The organism is uncultured Parasphingopyxis sp. (genome assembly GCF_937129435.1).
GTDB lineage: Bacteria > Pseudomonadota > Alphaproteobacteria > Sphingomonadales > Sphingomonadaceae > Parasphingopyxis.
The window spans coordinates 24,889-44,391 of record NZ_CAKZNF010000001.1; the positions used below are offsets into that span (position 1 = coordinate 24,889).

18 protein-coding genes are annotated in these 19,503 nt (G+C 61.4%); 6 read left to right on the forward strand and 12 right to left on the reverse strand.

The window, feature by feature from the left end; genetic code table 11:
* Nucleotides 1–93: 93 nt before the first annotated feature.
* Nucleotides 94–894 carry a LytTR family DNA-binding domain-containing protein gene (locus Q0139_RS00120; protein WP_298015754.1) on the reverse strand — a complete coding sequence of 267 codons (801 nt, stop codon included), beginning with the start codon at nucleotides 892–894 and terminating at the stop codon, nucleotides 94–96.
* A complete protein-coding gene (locus tag Q0139_RS00125) occupies nucleotides 891–1,985 on the reverse strand; it encodes a sensor histidine kinase (protein WP_298015755.1) in 1,095 nt (364 codons plus the stop codon). Before Q0139_RS00125 ends, Q0139_RS00120 begins: the two co-directional genes overlap by 4 nt.
* A 162-nt stretch (nucleotides 1,986–2,147) precedes the next feature.
* On the opposite strand from Q0139_RS00125, the gene Q0139_RS00130 reads away from it, so the two are divergent.
* The 3 genes from Q0139_RS00130 (at nucleotide 2,148) to Q0139_RS00140 (ending at nucleotide 5,124) form a co-directional block, all read left to right on the forward strand.
* Nucleotides 2,148–3,191 (forward strand): substrate-binding domain-containing protein, encoded by a 1,044-nt coding sequence (locus tag Q0139_RS00130; protein WP_367180710.1) that lies wholly within the window; start codon nucleotides 2,148–2,150, stop codon nucleotides 3,189–3,191.
* Nucleotides 3,192–3,348: 157 nt separating this feature from the next.
* Nucleotides 3,349–4,047, forward strand: a complete 699-nt coding sequence (gene phoU / locus Q0139_RS00135) for a phosphate signaling complex protein PhoU (protein ID WP_298015759.1) — start codon at nucleotides 3,349–3,351, stop codon at nucleotides 4,045–4,047.
* Between the two features lie 105 nt (nucleotides 4,048–4,152).
* Complete coding sequence (locus tag Q0139_RS00140; protein ID WP_298015761.1) at nucleotides 4,153–5,124, forward strand: SDR family NAD(P)-dependent oxidoreductase; 972 nt, start codon at nucleotides 4,153–4,155, stop codon at nucleotides 5,122–5,124.
* Nucleotides 5,125–5,279: 155 nt separating this feature from the next.
* Here Q0139_RS00140 and Q0139_RS00145 read toward each other — a convergent pair whose 3' ends face one another.
* From Q0139_RS00145 to Q0139_RS00190, 10 genes are all read right to left on the reverse strand, one after another.
* Nucleotides 5,280–6,668, reverse strand: a complete 1,389-nt coding sequence (locus tag Q0139_RS00145) for a porin (RefSeq protein WP_298015763.1) — start codon at nucleotides 6,666–6,668, stop codon at nucleotides 5,280–5,282.
* 92 nt (nucleotides 6,669–6,760) lie between these two features.
* Nucleotides 6,761–8,884, reverse strand: a complete 2,124-nt coding sequence (locus Q0139_RS00150; RefSeq protein WP_298015765.1) for a penicillin acylase family protein — start codon at nucleotides 8,882–8,884, stop codon at nucleotides 6,761–6,763.
* Between the two features lie 60 nt (nucleotides 8,885–8,944).
* Nucleotides 8,945–9,403 (reverse strand): MgtC/SapB family protein, encoded by a 459-nt coding sequence (locus tag Q0139_RS00155; RefSeq protein ID WP_298015767.1) that lies wholly within the window; start codon nucleotides 9,401–9,403, stop codon nucleotides 8,945–8,947.
* Nucleotides 9,404–9,474: 71 nt separating this feature from the next.
* Nucleotides 9,475–10,173: a transposase gene (locus Q0139_RS00160; protein WP_298015769.1), complete on the reverse strand. Its 699-nt coding sequence runs from the start codon at nucleotides 10,171–10,173 to the stop codon at nucleotides 9,475–9,477.
* A gap of 124 nt (nucleotides 10,174–10,297) precedes the next feature.
* A complete protein-coding gene (locus Q0139_RS00165; protein WP_298015772.1) occupies nucleotides 10,298–10,813 on the reverse strand; it encodes an SMI1/KNR4 family protein in 516 nt (171 codons plus the stop codon).
* Nucleotides 10,814–10,817: 4 nt separating this feature from the next.
* Entirely contained in the window at nucleotides 10,818–12,347 is a 1,530-nt protein-coding gene (locus tag Q0139_RS00170; protein ID WP_298015773.1) for a hypothetical protein, read from the reverse strand.
* Between the two features lie 199 nt (nucleotides 12,348–12,546).
* A complete protein-coding gene (locus tag Q0139_RS00175) occupies nucleotides 12,547–13,068 on the reverse strand; it encodes a hypothetical protein (RefSeq protein ID WP_298015775.1) in 522 nt (173 codons plus the stop codon).
* Nucleotides 13,065–15,443, reverse strand: a complete 2,379-nt coding sequence (locus tag Q0139_RS00180) for a LysM peptidoglycan-binding domain-containing protein (protein ID WP_298015777.1) — start codon at nucleotides 15,441–15,443, stop codon at nucleotides 13,065–13,067. The genes Q0139_RS00175 and Q0139_RS00180 overlap by 4 nt, the downstream gene beginning before the upstream one ends.
* A gap of 113 nt (nucleotides 15,444–15,556) precedes the next feature.
* Nucleotides 15,557–16,267: a hypothetical protein gene (locus Q0139_RS00185; RefSeq protein WP_298015779.1), complete on the reverse strand. Its 711-nt coding sequence runs from the start codon at nucleotides 16,265–16,267 to the stop codon at nucleotides 15,557–15,559.
* A 17-nt stretch (nucleotides 16,268–16,284) separates the two neighbouring features.
* Nucleotides 16,285–16,539, reverse strand: coding sequence for a hypothetical protein (locus Q0139_RS00190; RefSeq protein WP_298015781.1), 255 nt, complete (start codon nucleotides 16,537–16,539; stop codon nucleotides 16,285–16,287).
* A gap of 167 nt (nucleotides 16,540–16,706) precedes the next feature.
* Here Q0139_RS00190 and Q0139_RS00195 point away from each other — a divergent pair, with 167 nt between their 5' ends.
* The 3 genes from Q0139_RS00195 to Q0139_RS00205 form a co-directional block, all read left to right on the forward strand.
* Nucleotides 16,707–17,603, forward strand: a complete 897-nt coding sequence (locus Q0139_RS00195; protein ID WP_298015783.1) for an FHIPEP family type III secretion protein — start codon at nucleotides 16,707–16,709, stop codon at nucleotides 17,601–17,603.
* Nucleotides 17,604–17,986: 383 nt separating this feature from the next.
* Nucleotides 17,987–18,469 carry an SspB family protein gene (locus Q0139_RS00200; protein WP_298015787.1) on the forward strand — a complete coding sequence of 161 codons (483 nt, stop codon included), beginning with the start codon at nucleotides 17,987–17,989 and terminating at the stop codon, nucleotides 18,467–18,469.
* 45 nt (nucleotides 18,470–18,514) lie between these two features.
* A partial coding sequence (locus tag Q0139_RS00205; protein WP_298015785.1) for a class II fumarate hydratase occupies nucleotides 18,515–19,503 on the forward strand: 989 nt, incomplete at its 3' end.

Below are 19,503 nucleotides of genomic sequence, written 5' to 3' on the forward strand. Positions count from 1 at the left end.
AGGCGTCCGGTCGGCCGGCGTCCTCCCGTTTTTTGCGATCAACGTTGAAACATTGCCCGCCATTTCCGCGAATGACGGCAGGGCGCAGCGATCCTAGTGCACGAACCTCGCCACAACGTCGCGATAGGAGCGCGACACCTTCACCTGCGCGCCCGATTCCAGCACCAGGAAGCATTCGCCATTGGTGTGCGGTTTCACCTGTCTCACCTGGTCGAGGTTGACGATGGTCGATCGGTGGACGCGCTGGAAGGTGCGGGGGTCGAGGCGCTTTTCGAGGTCCTTCATCGTCTCGCGCAGGATCAGCGTGTTGTCGCCGGTATAGATGCACATATAGTCGCCCGCGGCGTCGATCCGCTCGATGCTCTCGACATCGACGCGGAAGATCTGGCCGCGGTCCTTGACGTTGAGCAGCTTCTCGTAGCGGCTCGATGAGGGGGAGTCGGAATCGCCGGCCATTTCCTCGGCCGCTTCGGGCGCGACCTCGGCGAGGACCTCTTTCAGCTTGGCGATCTCGTCGGCATTGCTCTTTTCCGAAAGCCGCTCGCGCACCCGCGCCAGCGTGTCGGACAGGCGGTCCTCTTCCACCGGCTTCATCAGATAGTCGACCGCCTGCGCCTCGAAGGCGCGGATCGCGTGATCGGAATAGGCGGTGACGAAGACGAACAGCGGCGGATCGATGTCCATCAGCCCCTGGACGACCGAAAAGCCGTCGAAACCCGGCATCTGGATGTCGAGGAAGACGAGATCGGGCTTGTGTGTCTTGACCGATCGGATCGCCTCGCGGCCATTGGTGCAGGTATCGACGATCTCGACATCGTCATGCAGCTCGAGCCGGACCTGCAGGCCCTGGATCGCCAGCGGTTCGTCATCGACGATAATGGTACGAATGGTCATGCGGCTTCCTTTGCCTCTTCGAATTCTAGTGGAATCTCGATCTCAACGCAAAAGCCCCCATCTTTGTTCGTCTTGATTTCGAATCGGTGGTCGTCCGGGAAAGCCTGGGCCAAACGGTCCTGGATGTTGGCGAGGCCGACCCCGGTCGATGCTTGGCGCTGCGGCTGCGCATTGTGCAAGCCCGGCCCGGTGTCCGATACGGCGATCTGCACGCGATTTCCGACCTGTTGCGCGGAGATGCGGATTTCGGCGCCTTCCTCCTGCGGCGTGACGGCATATTTGATCGCGTTTTCGACCAATGGCTGGAGGAGCAGCGAAGGAAGCCGCACGCGCGCGACGGCGGGGTCGATGTCGAAGCTCGATTGCAGCCGCTCCTCGAAACGCATCCGCTCGATCTCGAGGTAGAGTTTCAGCGTCTCGACCTCCTGGCTGAGCGGCACGCGCGCCGTCGGTTCGTTGGCGAGCGTGTAGCGCAGGAAGGAGGAGAGGCGGGAGAGCATGGCGTTGGCGCGTTCGGTCTGTTTCAGCAGCACCAGCGTCGAGATCGAATTGAGCGTGTTGAACAGGAAATGCGGGTTGAGCTGGTATCGCAGCATCGCCAGCTGGGCATTGGACGATTGCGTTTCAAGGCGCAGCAGCTGGTCGCCCTGTTCCTCGACGAGCAGATAGAAATTGATGCCGTAATAGAGCCCCGACCAGGCGACGAGCAGCGTGAAATCGAGCAGGATCGCGCCGAAGAACTGCAACCCCGTCGGCATCTCTCCGCCGCGATAGAAGGCGGCATGCGCCCAGACTTCGATGGCAGAGAAACAGGCCGATGCGACGAGCACGACGACGATCGTGCCGCCCCAGGTGACGCGCGGAGACTTGGTGATCAGCTGACGGAATATCACCGCCATGATCAGCGTCAGGCAATAGCCGGTTGCCGTCGCGATCGCGGTGGGCAGGATGAACAGCGGCCCCATCGCATTCGATATCCCGGCCAGCGAACGCAGCGTGAAATAGCCGGTCCAGCCGATCGACTGCAGCAGCCAGAATGCGCGGTTCTTGTCGGCAATGATCGCCCGCGGGCGAAGATTCTGGAACGCCATAGCGCCGTCCTTAGTCGATTTGCCGATGCGCGGAAAGCGAGCGTGCAATCGCGCCATCTTTCATGAAACTGTCACAAGAATGTCGCATGAGGCGCAGGATCAGGGGCGTATCGCCGGGGCGGCGCCCGACACGAATTTCTCGCATTTCCCATGGAGGTTTCAGTGCGCTCTCGCATTATCGGACTTTTTGCAGCTATCGCCGCGACGGTCGCGGCCTGTGGCGGTGGCGGCGGCGATGCCGGCACGCGCGACACGATCCGCGTCGTCGGCAGCTCGACCGTCTATCCGTTCACGCGTGCGGTGGCGGAAGCCTTCGGCCGCAACACCGAATTTTCCGCGCCGGTCGTCGAATCGACCGGCACGGGCGGCGGCATCGAGCTGTTCTGCGCCGGTGTCGGCACCGAACATCCCGATGTCGTCAACGCCTCGCGGCGGATGAAGGATACCGAATTCGACACCTGCCAGGAAAATGGCGTCGATCAGATTATCGAGCTGCAGGTCGGCATCGACGGGCTTGCCGTCGTCACCTCGCCCGATGGCCCGGCCTTCGCTCTGACCCGTGCCCAGCTCTACGAGGCGCTGGCCGCCGAGCCCTTCGGCGAAGAGCAGACCAACGAGAACTGGTCGGACATCGATCCCTCGCTCCCCGATATTCCGATCCGCGTCTACGGCCCGCCGACGACGAGCGGCACGCGCGACGCGTTTCTCGAACTGATCATGGAGCCCGGCTGCGACAGCAATCCCGCCATGGAGGCGCTCGCCGAAAGCGATGAGGACCGGCACGACGCTGTCTGCACCGCAATCCGCACCGACCAGGCGTTCATCGAAGCCGGTGAGAACGACAATCTGATCGTCCAGAAAGTGACGCAGAATCCCGGCTATCTCGGCCTGCTCGGCTACAGCTTCCTCGAAGAGAATGAGGGCGCGGTCATCGGCGTGGCGATGGACGGCGTGATGCCGACCTATGAGACGATCGCGAGCTTCGAATATCCCGGTGCGCGTCCGCTCTTCATCTACATCAAGGGCAACCATCTGGAGGCCATTCCGGGGCTGCGCGAATTCGTCGCCGAATATGCCTCGGCCTGGGGCCCGGACGGCTATCTTGTCGAGCACGGCATGATCGCCAGCCCCGACGATGTACGCGAGCGCAATGCCGGGATCGCCGAGGCGATGACAGCGCTGACTCGCGCCGATCTCGCAAACTGATCGTATCTCCCATGCGATCCCATGAAGGCCGGGCGGGCGACCGTTCGGCCTTCTTTTTTGGCAAAAAGGCAATGGTTACGAGCCCCTTGCGGCCGCTGTCACAATGATGTAATATTATTGTAACAAAAATGTCAGTCAGGGTGTCCAGCAGGATTATATGAACGAACAGTCGCGCCATACCGTAACCGCTTTCGACGAAGAGCTCGCCGCACTCGAGGCGATGATCCTCGAACTGGGCGACCGTGCGTCTGCGGCCATGCGCCAGGCGATGGCCGCGCTTGCCGACCGGGATTCGGTGGCGGCCGCCCGCGTGGTCGAGAAGGATGGCGCGATCGATGCGTTGCAGGCCAAGGCCGAGGCGCTTGCCGTCAACATCATCGCCTTGCGCGCGCCGATGGCCGACGACCTGCGCACCGTGGTCGCCGCGATCAAGATCAGCGCGCTGCTCGAACGCACGGCCGACTATGCCCGCAACATCGCCCGCCGCGTTCCCGAAGTGACGGCGAAATATCCCAAGCCGCTGCGCCAGACGCTCGAGAGGATGAGCGATGAGGCCGGAACCATGCTGACCGACATCGTCAAGGCGTACGCGACCCGCGACGTTGCGTTGGCAGAAGCGGTGACGGCGCATGACGATATCGTCGATGCGTTGCACGACGAGCTGACCGAAGGGCTGATCCAGCTCATGATCGAGCGGCCCGACCAGATCGGCCAGGCGGCGCACCTGCTCTTCATCGGCAAGCATATCGAACGCATCGGCGACCAGGCGACCAATATCGCCGAAATGGTCACCTATGCCGCAACCGGGCGCCAGCCGCCCGTCCGCGACACCGACGGCGAACGCCTCGCCGCCTGAGCGCGACTGGGCCGGTCCGGACTCGCACTCGCTTTCCATCTGTGGAACATGACCGCCTCAACAAGGGCGGGCCGATGACACTCGCCCGCAGCAAGGAGAGGCGGCATGGCGCGCGACAATTTCGGACATGACACGACGGCAGACGAGGTTCTGGAGGGCATCGACCTGACGGGCAAATTGGCGCTGGTCACCGGCGGCGCGTCGGGGCTCGGCACCGAGACGGCGCGGGCGTTGGCGGCAAGAGGCGCGCACGTGGTGATCGCCGTGCGCGACACGGAGAAGGGCGCGGCGGCGGCGAAAGAAATTCGCGAGGGCAGCGGCAGCGACAAGGTCGACGTCATCGAGCTCGACCTCGCCTCGCTCGACAGCATCCGCCAATGCGCGGACACCTTTGCCGCGAAATATGACCGGCTCGATCTGCTGATCAACAATGCCGGCGTCATGGCCTGTCCGCTCGCTCACACGGCGGACGGGTTCGAGATGCAGTTCGGGACCAATCATCTCGGCCATTTCCTGCTGACGAACCGGCTCGCGCCTTTGCTCGAAAAATCGGCGCCGGCACGGATCGTCAACCTCTCCTCGCGCGGTCACCAATTCGACGATGTCCATCTCGACGACCCGAATTTCGAGCGCCGCGACTATGACAAATGGGCGTCCTACGGCCAGTCGAAGACGGCGAATGTGCAATTCTCCGTCGGCCTCGAAAAGCGGCTCGGCGGCAAGGGCGTCCACGCCTATGCCGTTCATCCCGGTGGTATCATGACCAATCTCGGCCGCCATCTGACCGAGGACGACATCGCCATGCTGCGCAAGCGGATCGAGGACAATGCGAGCCAGTCGCCCTCGTCCGGCGGCGGCTTCAAGTCGATTCCCGCCGGCGCCGCGACGACCTGCTTCGCCGCCACCGCGCCGGAGCTGGAAGGAAAGGGCGGGGTCTATCTCGAGGATTGCCACGTTGCCCAAGTCGACGACGAAAGCCGGCAGGACGGCGTGCGGTCCTATGCTGTCGATCCCGGCAAGGCCGAGGCGCTTTGGACGCTGTCGGAGGAGATGGTGGGGGAGAAATTCGGGTATTGATTGTCAGACTCGACCTGACGGTCGAGCGCCGCACCAGCCCGCACCCCCACCCCCACCCGGCCTCCCACGTGAGTATCCTGAATGGGAGGCCGGGTGGGGGTGCGGGCTGGTGCGGCGCCTTGGCGATAGCCAAGGTCTGACAAAAACACAGCTCCCTAAAAATCCACCTCGGTCCGCAGGCCGAACACATCGACGCCGAAATCATTGTCGATCAGCCCGGGAATGGGCGTATCGTTATATTCGGCGCGGCCGTAATTGATCGAGATCCGGGCATAGTCGATCGGCGTCCAGATGAGCGATGCGCCGATCAGGTTCTGCCTGCCGCCCATGACGCCGGCATCGCTGAGATCGAGATAGTCGTAGCGGACGTTGAACTGGATCGCGCCGATCCCGCCCTCGCCGACCGGGCTGTTCGGCCGCGTGCGATCGAAACGGCCGCCGCGATAGCCGCGCCGGTCGCCGGTCAGGAAAACGCCCGCCTCGACATATCCGCCGAAAAAGGTCGGATCGGCGGCGTTCGCGAGTTCGGCCGTCAGCCAATGTCCCTCGGCAACGGCGTGGAAACGGCCGGAGATGACGGCGGCTTCGAGGCCGAAACTCGTTTCTTCCTGCACGGCAAGGCCGGCGGTATCGATGAAGCGCGTGTCGGTCGTATGGACGAAGGGCCGCTGGCGATATCGCGCGCCGGGATTGACCGAGACATCGCGCAGTTCGGCCAGCTCGCGCCAATGCGCGTTGGCGCCAAAATGTAGCTGGGTGTCGCCGACTTGCGGCGAGAAGACGATCCGCCCGTCGATGCTGTGGCCGTTATTGCCGTCATCGGTCAGTGCGTCGATATCGTCGGTGAAGACGCCGGCATTGACCCGCACATCGCCCGCCGCATAGCCGACCGACGCGCCGACGCGGCGCTCGAAATTGAAAGCGTCGGTAAAGGCGGCGCGCTCCATGAAGCTGGTGAAGCGGCTCGACGTCAGCTCTTCGAGCCCCTGGAAATTGTTGTGCTGGCCCACAGTGAAATCGAAATCGCCGGTCTCATAGGTGATGATCGCATCGGTGACCGCGACATCGTTGTCGGCGAAATCGACTTCGAGCTTGTAGCCGAAACCGCCCGGAATATCGCCCTGCACGCCGACGCGGCCGCGGCGCAGTTCGTTAGAGAAACCGAGGCCCGGATCGGCGATCCCATCAGGCTCGCCGACATGGGCGAAATCATATTGGAGGCGGCCGAAAGGCTGGAAGCTCCAGCCATTGTCGTCGCTCGCGCGGGCGGCGGCGCCGAAGCTGACTTCGGGGGCGGCGGCGACGGTGGCGGCCGTCTGTTCGGCGCTCGCCTGCGCGGCGGCGGCAGCCTGTCCCGCTTCGGCGGCCTGTGCGGCGGTCCGGCTCTGGTCCTGGGTCAGCCGCTCGACCAGCGTTTCGAGCGTCTGGACGCGGTTGCGCAATTCTTCGAGCTCGGCCTGCATCTCCGCCGGCGTCTGTTGCGCCATGGCGGGTGCGGCGATGGCGGCCGCCGATGCGGTCAGCAGGAACGCGATCCGTTTCATTTCGGTGTAACTCCAGTGACGGGGATGCGGCGCGTCTATGGACTTTTTGTTACAGCCCCATGAGTCCGAAATGACAGTTCAATGACAGGCCCCTATTCCGCCTCGACCGTTTCGGCCATCACCGTCGCCGCTTCGATTGCCTCCGCCGTATAGTTCACGTCGCGCAATTCGCCGCGCGAAAGCAGCGGAAGCTGGTTCTCGATCCCTTCGGGCCGATCGGCGAAATTGCCATAGGGCAGGATCGCGCGGGCGCGCGGCGTTTCGCCGAATTCGATCGCCGCGACCCAAGTCGTGCCGCCGTCGAAGGTGAATGCGACGCCGGTCTCATCGGGTGTGAAGCTACCGACGCGGAAAGCGCCGAAACGGCCAAGGCCGAGCGCGGAGGGCAGGCTGCCGCCTTCGCCGTCCGGAATGCGCGCCGCCTCGCCCCATGGCGTGTCGAGCGCAACGCCTGCCGCGTCCATACGCTGCACGACGGTGACGAGCGCCTCCACCGCACCGACATCGTCGGCGATGCCCGACGACCAGCTTGTCGGCGCGAGAAAGTCCCACGGATTTTCGTAGAGCGAGACCGGCTCGCCGCGTGCGAATTCGAAGCCCCATAGCGTGAAGAGCAAGGCGCCCCGGCTATCGGCATCGGTCCGCCGATCCCACGCCCCGAGCACATCGGCCGCGCGCACCGCTTCTTCGCTGCCGACGGTTCGTGCCGCCGAGACGAGATCGGGCAGCACATTGTCCGCCATGGTGAGCCGGGTATCATGGGCATAGGCGATCAACTCGTCGAAGCCGATGCTCTCGTCGCCGAGCAGCATTTCGAGACCGTGTTGGGGCCGGGTCCGCATATCGGGCTGGATCCAGTCGGCCGGATAATCGGCCGGGTCGAGCTCAACCGGGATCGTCGCGGTGAAGCCGGTCTCGTTCGAATTCTGGACGAACCCGCTTTCGGGGTTGGCGACGCGGAGCAGACCTTCATAGGGCGTGTATTCGGTCCAGAGCAGCGCCGGGTCCGAACCGTCGACCGGCGCTTCCCAATAATCCTCGTCGCCCGTCGAGCGGACGGGATAGAGCCCGTTCGAAACGTAGAGGATTTCGCCATTGTCGTCGGCATAGATGGCGTTGAACATGGTCAGCTGGATCTCCGAGAAGGCGGCTTCCCATTGCTCCCGGTTTTCCGCCCGCGACATCGCATCGATCTGGGCGAAGGTTCGGGCATGCGCGGGATCGGCAAGCCCGGCAACGCGGAAGGCGTAGAGCTGATCGTTGCCTTGACCCAATATGGGTCCGTGCACCGTGCGCGTGATCGTCAGGTCGCGGGCCTCGATAGTCCCATCCTCGCCGCGCACGTTGAGCGACACCTGCTCGACTTCGAACGGGCGGACCTCCTCGCCGAAGCGATAGCCGTTACCTTCGGGCGTCACCGCGAACACGTCCGCCGGGTCGTGGCGATTGACCGTGTGCGTCCAGCCCAGATGCTCGTTGAACATGATGCTCGTAAAGGGCTGGCCGAGCAGGCCGACGCCATAGGCGTTGAGACCGGGGCTTTGCAGATGCGCCTCGAACCAGGTGAAAAAGCCGGTCCAGGGCAAATGCGGGTTCTGGAGGAGCAGCGCATGGCCGCTTTCGGAGCGCGAGGGCGCGATCGCCCAGCCGTTCGATCCGCGCTCGTCGGCATCCGGCTCGGGCGTCTCCTGCAGCGTCGCTTCGCGTGCCGCGGCAAGCTGACGCTGCATCGCCTGCAGCTCCCCGCCGGCCATGAAATAGAGGTTGATCGAGCGCTGGGTGTGGCCAAGGATATCGCGCGCCGTCACCGGCAGAATGCGGCGCCGCTCTTCGCTGCCGCTTTCCGGATTCGCTTCGAACCAGGCGTTGATCCCGGCGGCAAAGGCTTCGAGCCGCGCCTGATAGTCCGCGCCCTGCACATCGTAGATCGCGTCCAATGATTGCGGGATGCCCGTGCGCCACATCAGCGCATCGCCTTCATAATAGGGCTCGCCCCAATATTCCGCCGCGCGCCCGCGTCCCTGGCCGAGCAGTTCGAGCAGCTGGTCGGGCCGTCCGCGCGCCTGCGCCCAGCCCAGCGCATAGGTCGCATCGTTGGCGTCCTCGCCGGCGATATGCGGCACCCCCCAATTGTCCCAGGCGATCTCGGCCGCTTCCGCCGCGCCGCCCACCGCAAGCGCAGCCGCGAACATTCCCGCAAACGCCTTGAACCGCATCGCATCCTCCAGACTATTTGCACCGATGTTAGCAGCGCGGCGAAGCGCGGGCCAGCCGGATCAATCCGGCCCGATATGCCGCTCGACAGCCTTCAGCACGACGAGCATCAGCAGCGCCAGCCCGCCGCCGATCGCCACGACCGGCCAGTATCCCGCACCGCAGGCGATGCCGATCGTTACGGTCAGCCAGATATGCGCGGCGCTGGTCAGGTTCTTGACGTCGCCGCCCTTGACGATGATCAGCCCCGCCGCGACGATGCCGACCGCCGCTGCCATCCCCTCGATCACGCGCAAGGGATCGAGCCGCGATTCGACGCCGCCGAGCTGGTTCCAGAGCAGCAGCGCCGTCACCGTCACCACGGCGGCGGACAGGCAGATGATCCCGTGGGTGCGTAGCCCGGCATCGACACCGTGCCGCTCCCGATCCCAGCCGAGCGCCATCCCGACGATCGCCGCAAGGCCGAGCCTCAACAGGATATCCCAGGCGAGCGGGCCGAACTGGATCGGATCGTTGAGCATGACAGTTCTGCTACGCGCAAGTGACGCGGTGGTTCCGCAATTACGGTGACCGCAATTACGGTGACAGTTTGCTAAATATACGAATTATTGTCGGTTTTCGGTTTGGGCCCTCTCTTGCGCGGCCGGATCCGCCGGCCCGTTTGCTTCTCCAGCTCTTCCAGCCACTGCTCGCTACCCAGCGGCCGCCCGGTCGTCTCCGATTGCCGCAGCGCACGGTAGGCCGCTTCCGGCAGTTCGCCGTCCCCCAGAAATTCACGGAACCTGCCGTACCGCTTCCTGATCGCAGCCACGCTCACCAGGCCGTCATCCTCTTCGTCAAGATGCGCCCTCACGCTCGACCATTGCCATTCTTCGGCCCGACCCACGAGCCGCGCCCGCACCGGATTGAGCGCCACATAGCGCACCGCATGGGCAAGATGCGCCTCATCCATCACCACCGAACCATAGCGGCCTTGCCACAAATGCCCGGTTTCCCGCAGACGGGCGTTGATCGCCCCGGTGTAGCGCCGGTGCGCGTCGGCAAAGGTCGCGCACAGGCCATCCTCATGCGACGGCACCATGATGATGTGGACATGGTTGGGCATCAGGCAATAGCACCAGATTTCGGAGCCCGCCTTCGCTGCCGCCTCGCACAGCAAATGCTTGTACAGCGCATAGTCTTCGTCTTCGAAAAAGGTCTGCATACGCCGGTTGCCACGCTGGGTCACATGATGCGGCAGACCGGGCAGCACAAGACGAGCCAGACGCGCCATCCCCAATCCCTCCAGCATTTTGTGCATTTAGTAAACTGTCACCGTAATTCCAGATATTGGAGTTATTGCAAATGCAGGAAATTTATCGCGATGTCATTGTATTTGTGTTTCGTCGAAATATCAGATTTTACACCTTTTATTTTTATAATTTCATATTCTTTGCTAAATCAGCATTGTAATTAACCATAGATTCAAAGAAGTCTTGAAAATCCTTAAATTTGTCTATTTCAAATCCAGCAAGCCAGAGCACTTCCCCTTGGCGTTCGGGAGAGCTCTCCGAAATAAGTAAAAAGACGTCCATGTCAGCATCGGAAGCACCAATAGGTATTACATCTCGTTCGGCAAGTTCAAGCGAGGACATATATTCTTGCACATCCGGTCTATTTCTGACAGCCAGTGCGCGCCCACTTTGGAAATCTTCTGTCCCGAACAGGTCTGTGGAGACAATAAAACCTTTCCAGCCGTTGGCCAGAGTCAAGAATTCACGATAGGGAGCAGAGAATGGCTTTCCCATACACCTCTCCGCCTCGACAATCTGAGCTCCGGTCGCGGCAACTTTGGGAAGATACCAAGGAAGAGCGTTAAGCTTGTCACACTCATGAGCAAGCTGTTTCCACCCAACGATTTTTACAATCGAGGCTTTCAAATTTTGTTTCATTTGCTCACTCAAAGATGAACATGGTCGGTCGATATCCTACCGGGTATCTAGCTGCTTGACCACCCAAGCTAGAGTTCACACGCGGTGTTAAGTCCATCCAGGAATGAGGCCGAGGGTTGCCGGTCCAAGTCGTGTCAGGAACGTGTCCCGCATGGCCAATGTAGGGAGCGCCAGCCGCCTCCGCCCGCGCTCGTTCCAGCGCCGCCTGGCGTGATGCCTCAATTCGAAGTGCGCCCTCTGTGCTGACACGTCCCGTTGGCGAAAGTGACCCTGCTAGAGAGGCGTTGTTGCTATTGGATACATATGCTTGAATTTGCGCTATCTCCTCAAGTGTCGCTCCCTGCGGAGTTGCAAATCGTACTGGGCCAGCATTTGCCTGAAGGGTGCCAGCCGTGCGCTCAAAACCACCTAGATGAGGCGTGTCGAACGAAAGGCTGGTCGACCTGAGATCTAGATCCACGATTACACGATCAGCGACATGCACGGTTGTCCCAGCTCCCTCAAACCGCTCATTGGCGCCGCGAAAGGCTCGGCCGATTACGCCGCGGGCAATGATCGCACCTGCGCCGCCGGCGCCTCCGACACGGCCGGCAAGGATGCGCCGCTCAATATAATTGCTGTCCCGGAGCCAGTCCGCGCCGTCGCGCCATTCGCGCGCGGCCAAGCCGCTGAAATCGCGCCATCCCTGCGCCGGCGTGGTATCGATCAGATAGTCGATGGCGTCGGCGACCGGCTGCGCGATCCGGCCGGCGGGGTCGCCAAACGCATAGGCTATCGATGAGATCGTGTCGGAGCCGCCCAGCGACATCCCGGTCGTAACGTCATATGCAAACAACGCGCCCTGAGCAAGTGGATCGTAGTTCAAAATGCCTAGGTGATGGTCGATGCCCTGCCGGGTCTGGACATAGGATCCCGCATGGCGCTGATTGGCTTCCAGTTGGCCGAGCCAGAACCCGTCCCAGCCATTGCTTTGCGCGTTGGCCGGCGCCGTCACCGGTGCGCGGACGCCATCCGGCGTGCGCGGCATCACCGTCCGAAGCCAGTCGGTTGATGAAATCGAGCGGACCCGTCCGACCAGGGAAAGCACGTTGCTGCCGACCGGCGATCGCTGATAATCTGCCAGTGCGTCCCAGACGCCATGCTCGCGGAACACGCCTGTCAGGCCGAGCCGCCGCGCCCAGGCATAGGCCTCATGGTTGGAATCGTAGAAGGCCATCTCGCCTTCGCTCATCCGCGCACCGGTCACGACGATCGGATGTTCGCGATGATATTCGCCCAACGTCTCGTAATAGGCGGCGGTGATATCATCGATGGATATGCCACCGAACCAGGAGAGCATCGGATGCCCGCTTAGCTGCACATCCCCAAAATCTCCCTCTCGTGCGGATTGCGCGGAGGCCGCTGCTATGCCCTGAGCGATGGTGCTGCCGATGGTATTCCCGATGACATCCGGTATGCTCGCGAACAGGTTGTCGGCGAAGGCGCCGCCGGAGAGGGCGGTGCGGGTGGCGGCGTTGGCGATGGCGCCGGTCATGCCCGGGATCGCGCCGGAGGGATCGTGGAGCGCGCGTCCCGTCGCCCCGGTCGCGCCCGCCGACAGGCCCGCGGCTGCCACCGTAATTCATAATTGCCGCTATGACTTGGGCATTTTGATAAAACGGAAAAGCCAAAACAATGCGTTAAGAACACGGCGCATTTCGACACCGCCTCTGATGGCAATTATATACTTTATCTCAAGATATTAAATTAATTAATCTCGATGATCTATAAGCATATTTTGCCAGTCTTTTTTCGTAATCTTCATTCCAATCGGAATTGTATAAATATGATCGAATTATGTCTTCTATAATCTGCGGAGACGCAATTGATCTATACTCCAATTCATCTAGCTCATCTGCCTTCGCTGGGCGTATAAATGTCTTATCTCTTGACTGGACACTCATAATCCCCGTGTGTTTTATTTTGAAAGCTAGATCAGGATAAAATTTCAAATTTTCAATATAATTTCCCAAAATTGGCCAGTCTTCATTATAAATCTTGGCGTCGAATGTTAAAGTAAGTAATATTGGTTCTTGGTCAATTATAATTCCAATATCATTTATATTTTTTTCTATTAATTCACCCATAACAGCTATGTATAGCTCTTCTTCCTCTCGGATAGAAATAACTTGCCCACCAACGCCTAAGTGGTCATTCAATGGGATAAAAAAGACATCCCCCGCACTTGGCTTAACCGCCATAAAATCTCCATTCATCTTGGCTCCGGCAACCCAAATTCCGGCCGACGGAGCGGCCCAACAGGATCCCTTTGATTCGAAACAGCTGATGAATGTCGCGCGGCAACCCCATCGGTGATTTCCTGAATCGCATTGTGCTCGGCAATATCTAGCTGGCGACCCCGCAGTATACCACTTTCGATTTCAAAAAATTCAAATCGGGAATTTGGATGAGCCCTGTTGTGCGCGGCTTCCCTAGCAATCCGGTTCGCCTCCGTCGTTCGACCAACATAGTCTGCGAGATTTCCCGAACGATCCACTCGAAGATAGACAATACCGTCTGTTGCCACATCACGTGAGCCGTATAATCCGCTAGCTGCACGCCCGACATCAACGACTTCATCGATCGCGCGGACTGGTTTCGCACCAGGCAGAACCATTGCGATATCGAATGACGACGGGACGGTACCGTTCTGGTAGGAATTATAGCCAAGCTGGCCTACCCCGTAAGCAGTAATGAGACTACCGCCGATGGTTGTCGGCAGACTGCCCAACGCCGGCCCGGCACCAAGCGCCATTCCCAATCGCGTGTTCTCGCGTGCGACATTGGCGGCATACTGCTCTTGACGGATATCACGGGCGGTGCCCCGGTTCGCGAAGGCGAAGGCGGAACGCACAAATCCGGCGTCGGTCGCCTCTCGCCGTAGCTGCGCTCCCCGGCGCCTGAACCACTCGCTTGAGTGATTTTCATAACCGCTCATATGGGTTTGAAAATCGCGATAGGCATCGGCGGCCATAGAAAGCCGAACACGGCTGATGTCGCGGTCGGTAAAGAGCGGATATCTGTCGAGCATGCCGAACCCGGTAGGATCGGATGCAAGCTCGAGTTGCGGGAGGCCGAGTTGGCTGTTGAAGTGGTCGACTTCCGGCGCAACGATGTTGCCGATCTCATAGCCATCGGCATTGCGCGAATAGAGAAGCAGCGCTGCTACTCCTTTCCGCAAGACATCGTCCCCGCCGACCTCGCTCAGAAGCTGGCTGGCGATACGGGTGTTGAGGTTGGTCGGGTCGAACAGCCCCCGCCATCCGGAGATGAACGCGCCAGTTTCATAAGCCGTGGCCGCATCGAACACATAGTCCGTCAGTCTCCCTGCGCCGTCCGCCGATGTCCCGTACCGGTTGCCCGATTCCAGCGTGAAGTGACTTGCGCCGAGTTCCGTCAATCCAGCCCCAGCGGGAGCAAGCCGCGCAATCCGCTCCGGCAGGATACCGGCTAGCGTCGCCGGGCCATCGATACGAACGCCGAGTTCGTCCGATAGGGCCGCAATCTGCATGTCCGCGACACGCTCCATCCTTCGCCACTCGGCGGTCCAATCGGCCATGAAATCGCTCGCGCCGTCGGCGAGGTTGATGTCCACGGTGCCGCTGGCCTGCATATCAGCCTCGAAGATCTTGTTGGCGATGGTGAAGTCGCGAGCGAAGGCCTTGCCCTCAATGATCGCGCGCCGGTCGGCGGCATAGGCGCTTGCGCTGCCGCCCGATATCTGCATGCTGATCGTCTGGCCGACCGTGTTGCCGATGACGCTGGGCATGCTCGCCAGCAGATTGTCGCCGAAGCTGGCGCCGGAGAGTGCTGTGCGCGTCGCGGCCTGGGCGATGGCGTCGGCAGTGCCAGAGGCGAGGCTGCGGCCGATCTCGGCCGGAAGCCCGGTCCCGCCGATCCGCGATCCGGCATAGCCGCCTGCCGCCGCGCCGATGCCTGCCGCCGCGACACTGCTCCAGCTGAACCGGTCCTGCAGCCCCGTCGCCACGCCGATGCCCTGGCTCGCCACGCTGGCGATCACCCCGCGCGCCGCATCGCTCGCCGCCCGGGCAAACGCGCCCGCGCCGCCGAGCAGATTGCCCGGCCTGGTTAGTTCGGAGAGCCCGCCCGATACGCCGCCCGCAATCGCCGCGAGCCCGACCTGTTTGAAGCTGAACTTCTCCTGCAGGCCCGTCGCCACGCCGAACCCCTGTCCCGCGATGCTGCCCGCCGCGCCCGCCAGCGCGCCGCCGATCACCTGGCTGCCGACGATATTGCCCAGCGGGCCCGCCAGCGCCGACGTCACCGCGACCGTGACCGCGACGATCAGGATCTGGCCGATGACCGCACACTGCCCGCCATCGTCGATGGGCGGCGCGATGGCGTCGGGCCTGGTGTCGCCCAGGGCTTGCGCGGGGTCGTAGACCTGGAACGTGCCGCTATTGTTGTGGACGTTGGTGACGATGTTGGGGATGGTGAGCGTGCTGCCGGCGGCGAGCGCGCTGTTGGCGTCGATGCCGGTCAGCCCGTTCGCCTGGGCGATCTTGTACCACAGCCCCGCATCGCCCCACAGTCCGCCCGCGATGCTCGCCAGCGTCTCGCCCGACCGCACCGTTTAGCGCGTTGCCGCATCGCCCGGCGTTGCGGGGTTGACCGGCGCATAGTTGAGATCGAAGTCGGCGGTGAAGACGGGCGCGGGCGGGCTAATCCAGGATTCCAGCAGTCCTAACCATACGCAACCTCGTATCCGATTTCTCGCGCACGTTGAACGATCATACCGAATTTCTTCTCAAATTCTGGGGCCATTGCCTGACCATCATCCGCAAACCGTTCGTCGCGCTCCTTTGCCGCTTTCAGCCACGACCCGATCAAAGTCTGGACCCGTTCCGGTTCGGCCACACAAGCGGCGGAAACCGCAACCAAAGGCAAAAACTGTGGGTTATTGACCAACGCATTGGGAGACAGGAAATCGAAATTCGCATTCAAGTCTTGTGAGAGCGTGACGGGATCCGAATACCGCTCATACCACTCAAAACCATCGTTGGTCATCATTGATTCAATGCGAATAGCCGTCTCTTCAACATCTTCTTCCAGATGGTCGAACCGCAGGCACAATCCACGGTCACGGGACGGATCAAACGAAAAATAGTCTCCTTGAAAGCCCATCGCTCGATAGATAGTGAAAGCGTAGCGTTGGTTGTCAGCTCCATGGATTGGCATGGTGACACGACTCACGGTCTCGACAGCATCATTCCGCAACCCGATTCCATAATAGCCTTCAAAATAACCGGCTTGCCATTTAGGGCCCGTTGGCAAAGAATATGTTGACCACCCAAATTTATCAAAGCCAGCGGGATTTTTCCGGATAAAACAATTTCTAGATTTGATAAATTTGAATCCATGCTTCTCAAAAAATGGGTTTAGTGCATCGGCCAATGTCCGATTCGGTTGCTTCATCTTCCCCACCAGGCCCCGTCAATAATCGATGGTCCATCAATTTGCGTAACTGCTGCCGGCGAGATTCGCGTGCCCGCCGGTAAACCAATAGCTTCACCTACATTGCCTACGATAATTCCACCATTTCTTTCAAAGAAAGGATAGTGTTGAGCTTGCCTTGGAGTCAGAGTGACGGGCGGGAGTTCAAAGCCCCGCTCCTGCGACGTCTGGGTGCGCAGCTCGGCCATCCGTTCGCCCAGGATCGCCTTCATGCCCTGCCAGGATTCGCTGATCGACGAACCGAGCAGGACGGCAATCGGGCTGACCGCGCCGTCGGCAAGTGCTTGTGCGTCTTCCTCGCCGAGCGGTTCACCGGGCCGCTCCGCTTCGCGCGCGCTGCCGTGACCCGAACCAGAGCGCGAAGGGCAGAGCGAGCAGGATGAGGATCGGCCATTTCGTCAGGGACGCGCCGCAACTCGATTCCGACAGCTATCGCATCGAACTGTTCGGGGCGCATCATGGCGGCGCGACGCTCTACCCCGATCGTACGCTCGCCATTCGCGGCGACAAGGCGAATGAAGAGCCAAAGGGCGCCGCGACCACCGATCCGGCTTTCGGCCTGCCCGCCGTCTGGATCGACGATGCCGAACGCGATCGCGCCGCTGCGTCGGGATACACGCTGGTTGATCCGGTGACCGTGCTGATCACGCATCTCGGCCAGTTGCTCAAACGGGAAATGCCGTTGCTGCTGTCGCGCAACCATGTCGTCGAGCTGCTCGAAGAGGTCCGCAACCGCCAACCCGGACTGATCGAGGAATTGATCCCCAATCTGATGACCGTGTCCGACGTACAGCAGGTGCTGCGCAATCTGCTCGCCGAGAATGTGTCGATCCGCAACATCGACCAGATCGCCGAAGCGCTTGTCGATGTCGGCCGACAGACGAAGGATCCCGCCGAACTGACCGAACTCGTCCGCACGCGCATCGCACACACGATCTGCCATCGGCTGCGCGGCGACGGCGAAGCATTGTCCGTGATCAGCCTGGCCCCCCGGCTGGAAGCGAAGATCGGTGCGGCGGTGCAACGGAACGACGCCTCGACCGGCTTCATCATCGATCCGTCGATCGCCGAAACATTGTTGCGCAAACTCGCCGGCGAAACCGAAAACATGCTCTCCAGCGGTTTGTCGCCGGTGCTGCTCTGCGGTCCCGAAATCCGGCGCCAGCTTCAAGCCTTTATTCGCCGCACGGTGCCGAAGCTCCATGTGATTTCAGTCAACGAAGTACCGGTTTCGGTTACGCTGCAATCTTTCGCGCTGATCTCTGAAAACGATTAGAGAAGATGGCGGATATCCCTTCTAAAAGCAGCTCACTCGCCGACAAATCACCGGGAATTCGTCCGGCATTTCTCCGGTTACGCTACTCGAGATGAAGATTGGACCAGCCCATCGGACTCCCGACAGACCTTCGCCCCGCGCCGAACGGCCTCGCTGATAACCATGACTCACAGGTGCAGGGCTGGTTCGGTGATGTCGGGCCATGATATGCATGGGCCACACCACGACCGGTCTGAGACTATTTCGAATAGTGACCGGTCACCGTTGCCGCTGCGTGCAGCCACGCGAAGATGTCCAGCCCATCGGCCCGGTCGCCGGGCACGACGCAAAAGACGCCAACAAGCCTTCTTGACCCCCGCCGTCCGCGCGTCCACCTGTCGGGTATGACGGAAACGCCGCCCGACAGCCTGATTCCCTATGACGAGATCGTCCAGGAGGCGCTGCGCGCGGTCGTCGGCCGCGTGCTCAGCGAGGTCAGCGATGCCGAGGACCTTCCCGGCCAGCACCATTTCTACATCACCTTCAAGACGCAGGCGCCGGGCGTCGACGTGCCCAATCACCTCATCGAGCGCTTTCCCGACGAGATGACGATCGTGCTGCAAAAGCGTTTCTGGGACCTGACGGTGACCGAGGAAGGCTTTTCGGTCGGCCTGAGCTTCAACGAGATGCCGCAGACGCTGATCATCCCCTTCGCCGCGATCACCGGCTTCGTCGATCCCGCCGTCAATTTCGCGCTCCAGTTCCAGGCGCTCAGCGAGGGCGGCGGTCCCGAAACGGCCGACCATGCCGAAAACGACCCGCCCGAAGCCGAACCGATCGAGGACGGATCGAACGTCGTCGCGGTGGATTTCAAGCGGAAGAAGTGACATTCGTCCTCCCGCCCGCCTGACTAAGGGGAAAGACGAATCACGATGACCACCGAAACCCGCACCGAAACCGATTCCATCGGCCCGATCGAAGTCGCCGCCGACGCCTATTGGGGCGCGCAGACGCAGCGGAGCCTGCAGAACTTTCCCTTCCCGCCGCACGAACGGATGCCGATCGGCATCGTCCATGCACAGGCCGCGGTGAAGCAGGCGGCGGCACGGACCAACCGCAAGCACGGGCTCGACGGCAAGGTCGCCGACGCCATCGACGACGCCGCGACGAAGATCCGCAATGGCGAGTTCGACGGCGAATTCCCGCTGACGATCTTCCAGACGGGCAGCGGCACGCAGACCAACATGAACGTCAACGAGGTGATCGCGGGCATCGCCAACGAGGCGCTGGCGGGAACGCGCGGCGGCAAGGAGCCCGTCCACCCCAACGACCACGTCAACATGTCGCAAAGCTCGAACGACAGCTTCCCGACCGCGCTGCACATCGCCACGCTGCTCGCGTTAAGAGACCAACTTCTTCCCACCCTCGATAAACTTACTGATTCTTTGACCGTGAAGGCCGAGAAGTGGAAACATCTGGTCAAAATAGGCCGCACCCACACACAGGATGCAACCCCACTTACGCTGGGTCAGGAATTTTCCGGCTATGCAGCGCAATTGGCATCGTGCCGCAACCGAGTGGATATTGCGGGCGAAGATCTGCTGTATCTTGCGATTGGTGGAACTGCGGTCGGAACGGGTCTGAATGCACCGAGCGGCTGGGCCGAAGATATGGCTCAAGCATTGTCAGATATTACGAGACTCAAATTCAAACCTGCGCCGAACAAGTTCGAGCAGCTGGCGGCGAAGGACGGGCTCGTCTTCTTCTCGGGCGCACTCAACACGCTCGCCGTGGCCCTCACCAAGATCGCCAACGATATCCGCTTCCTGGGCTCCGGCCCACGTTCGGGCCTCGGCGAACTTTCGCTGCCGGCGAACGAGCCGGGCAGCTCGATCATGCCGGGCAAGGTCAACCCGACCCA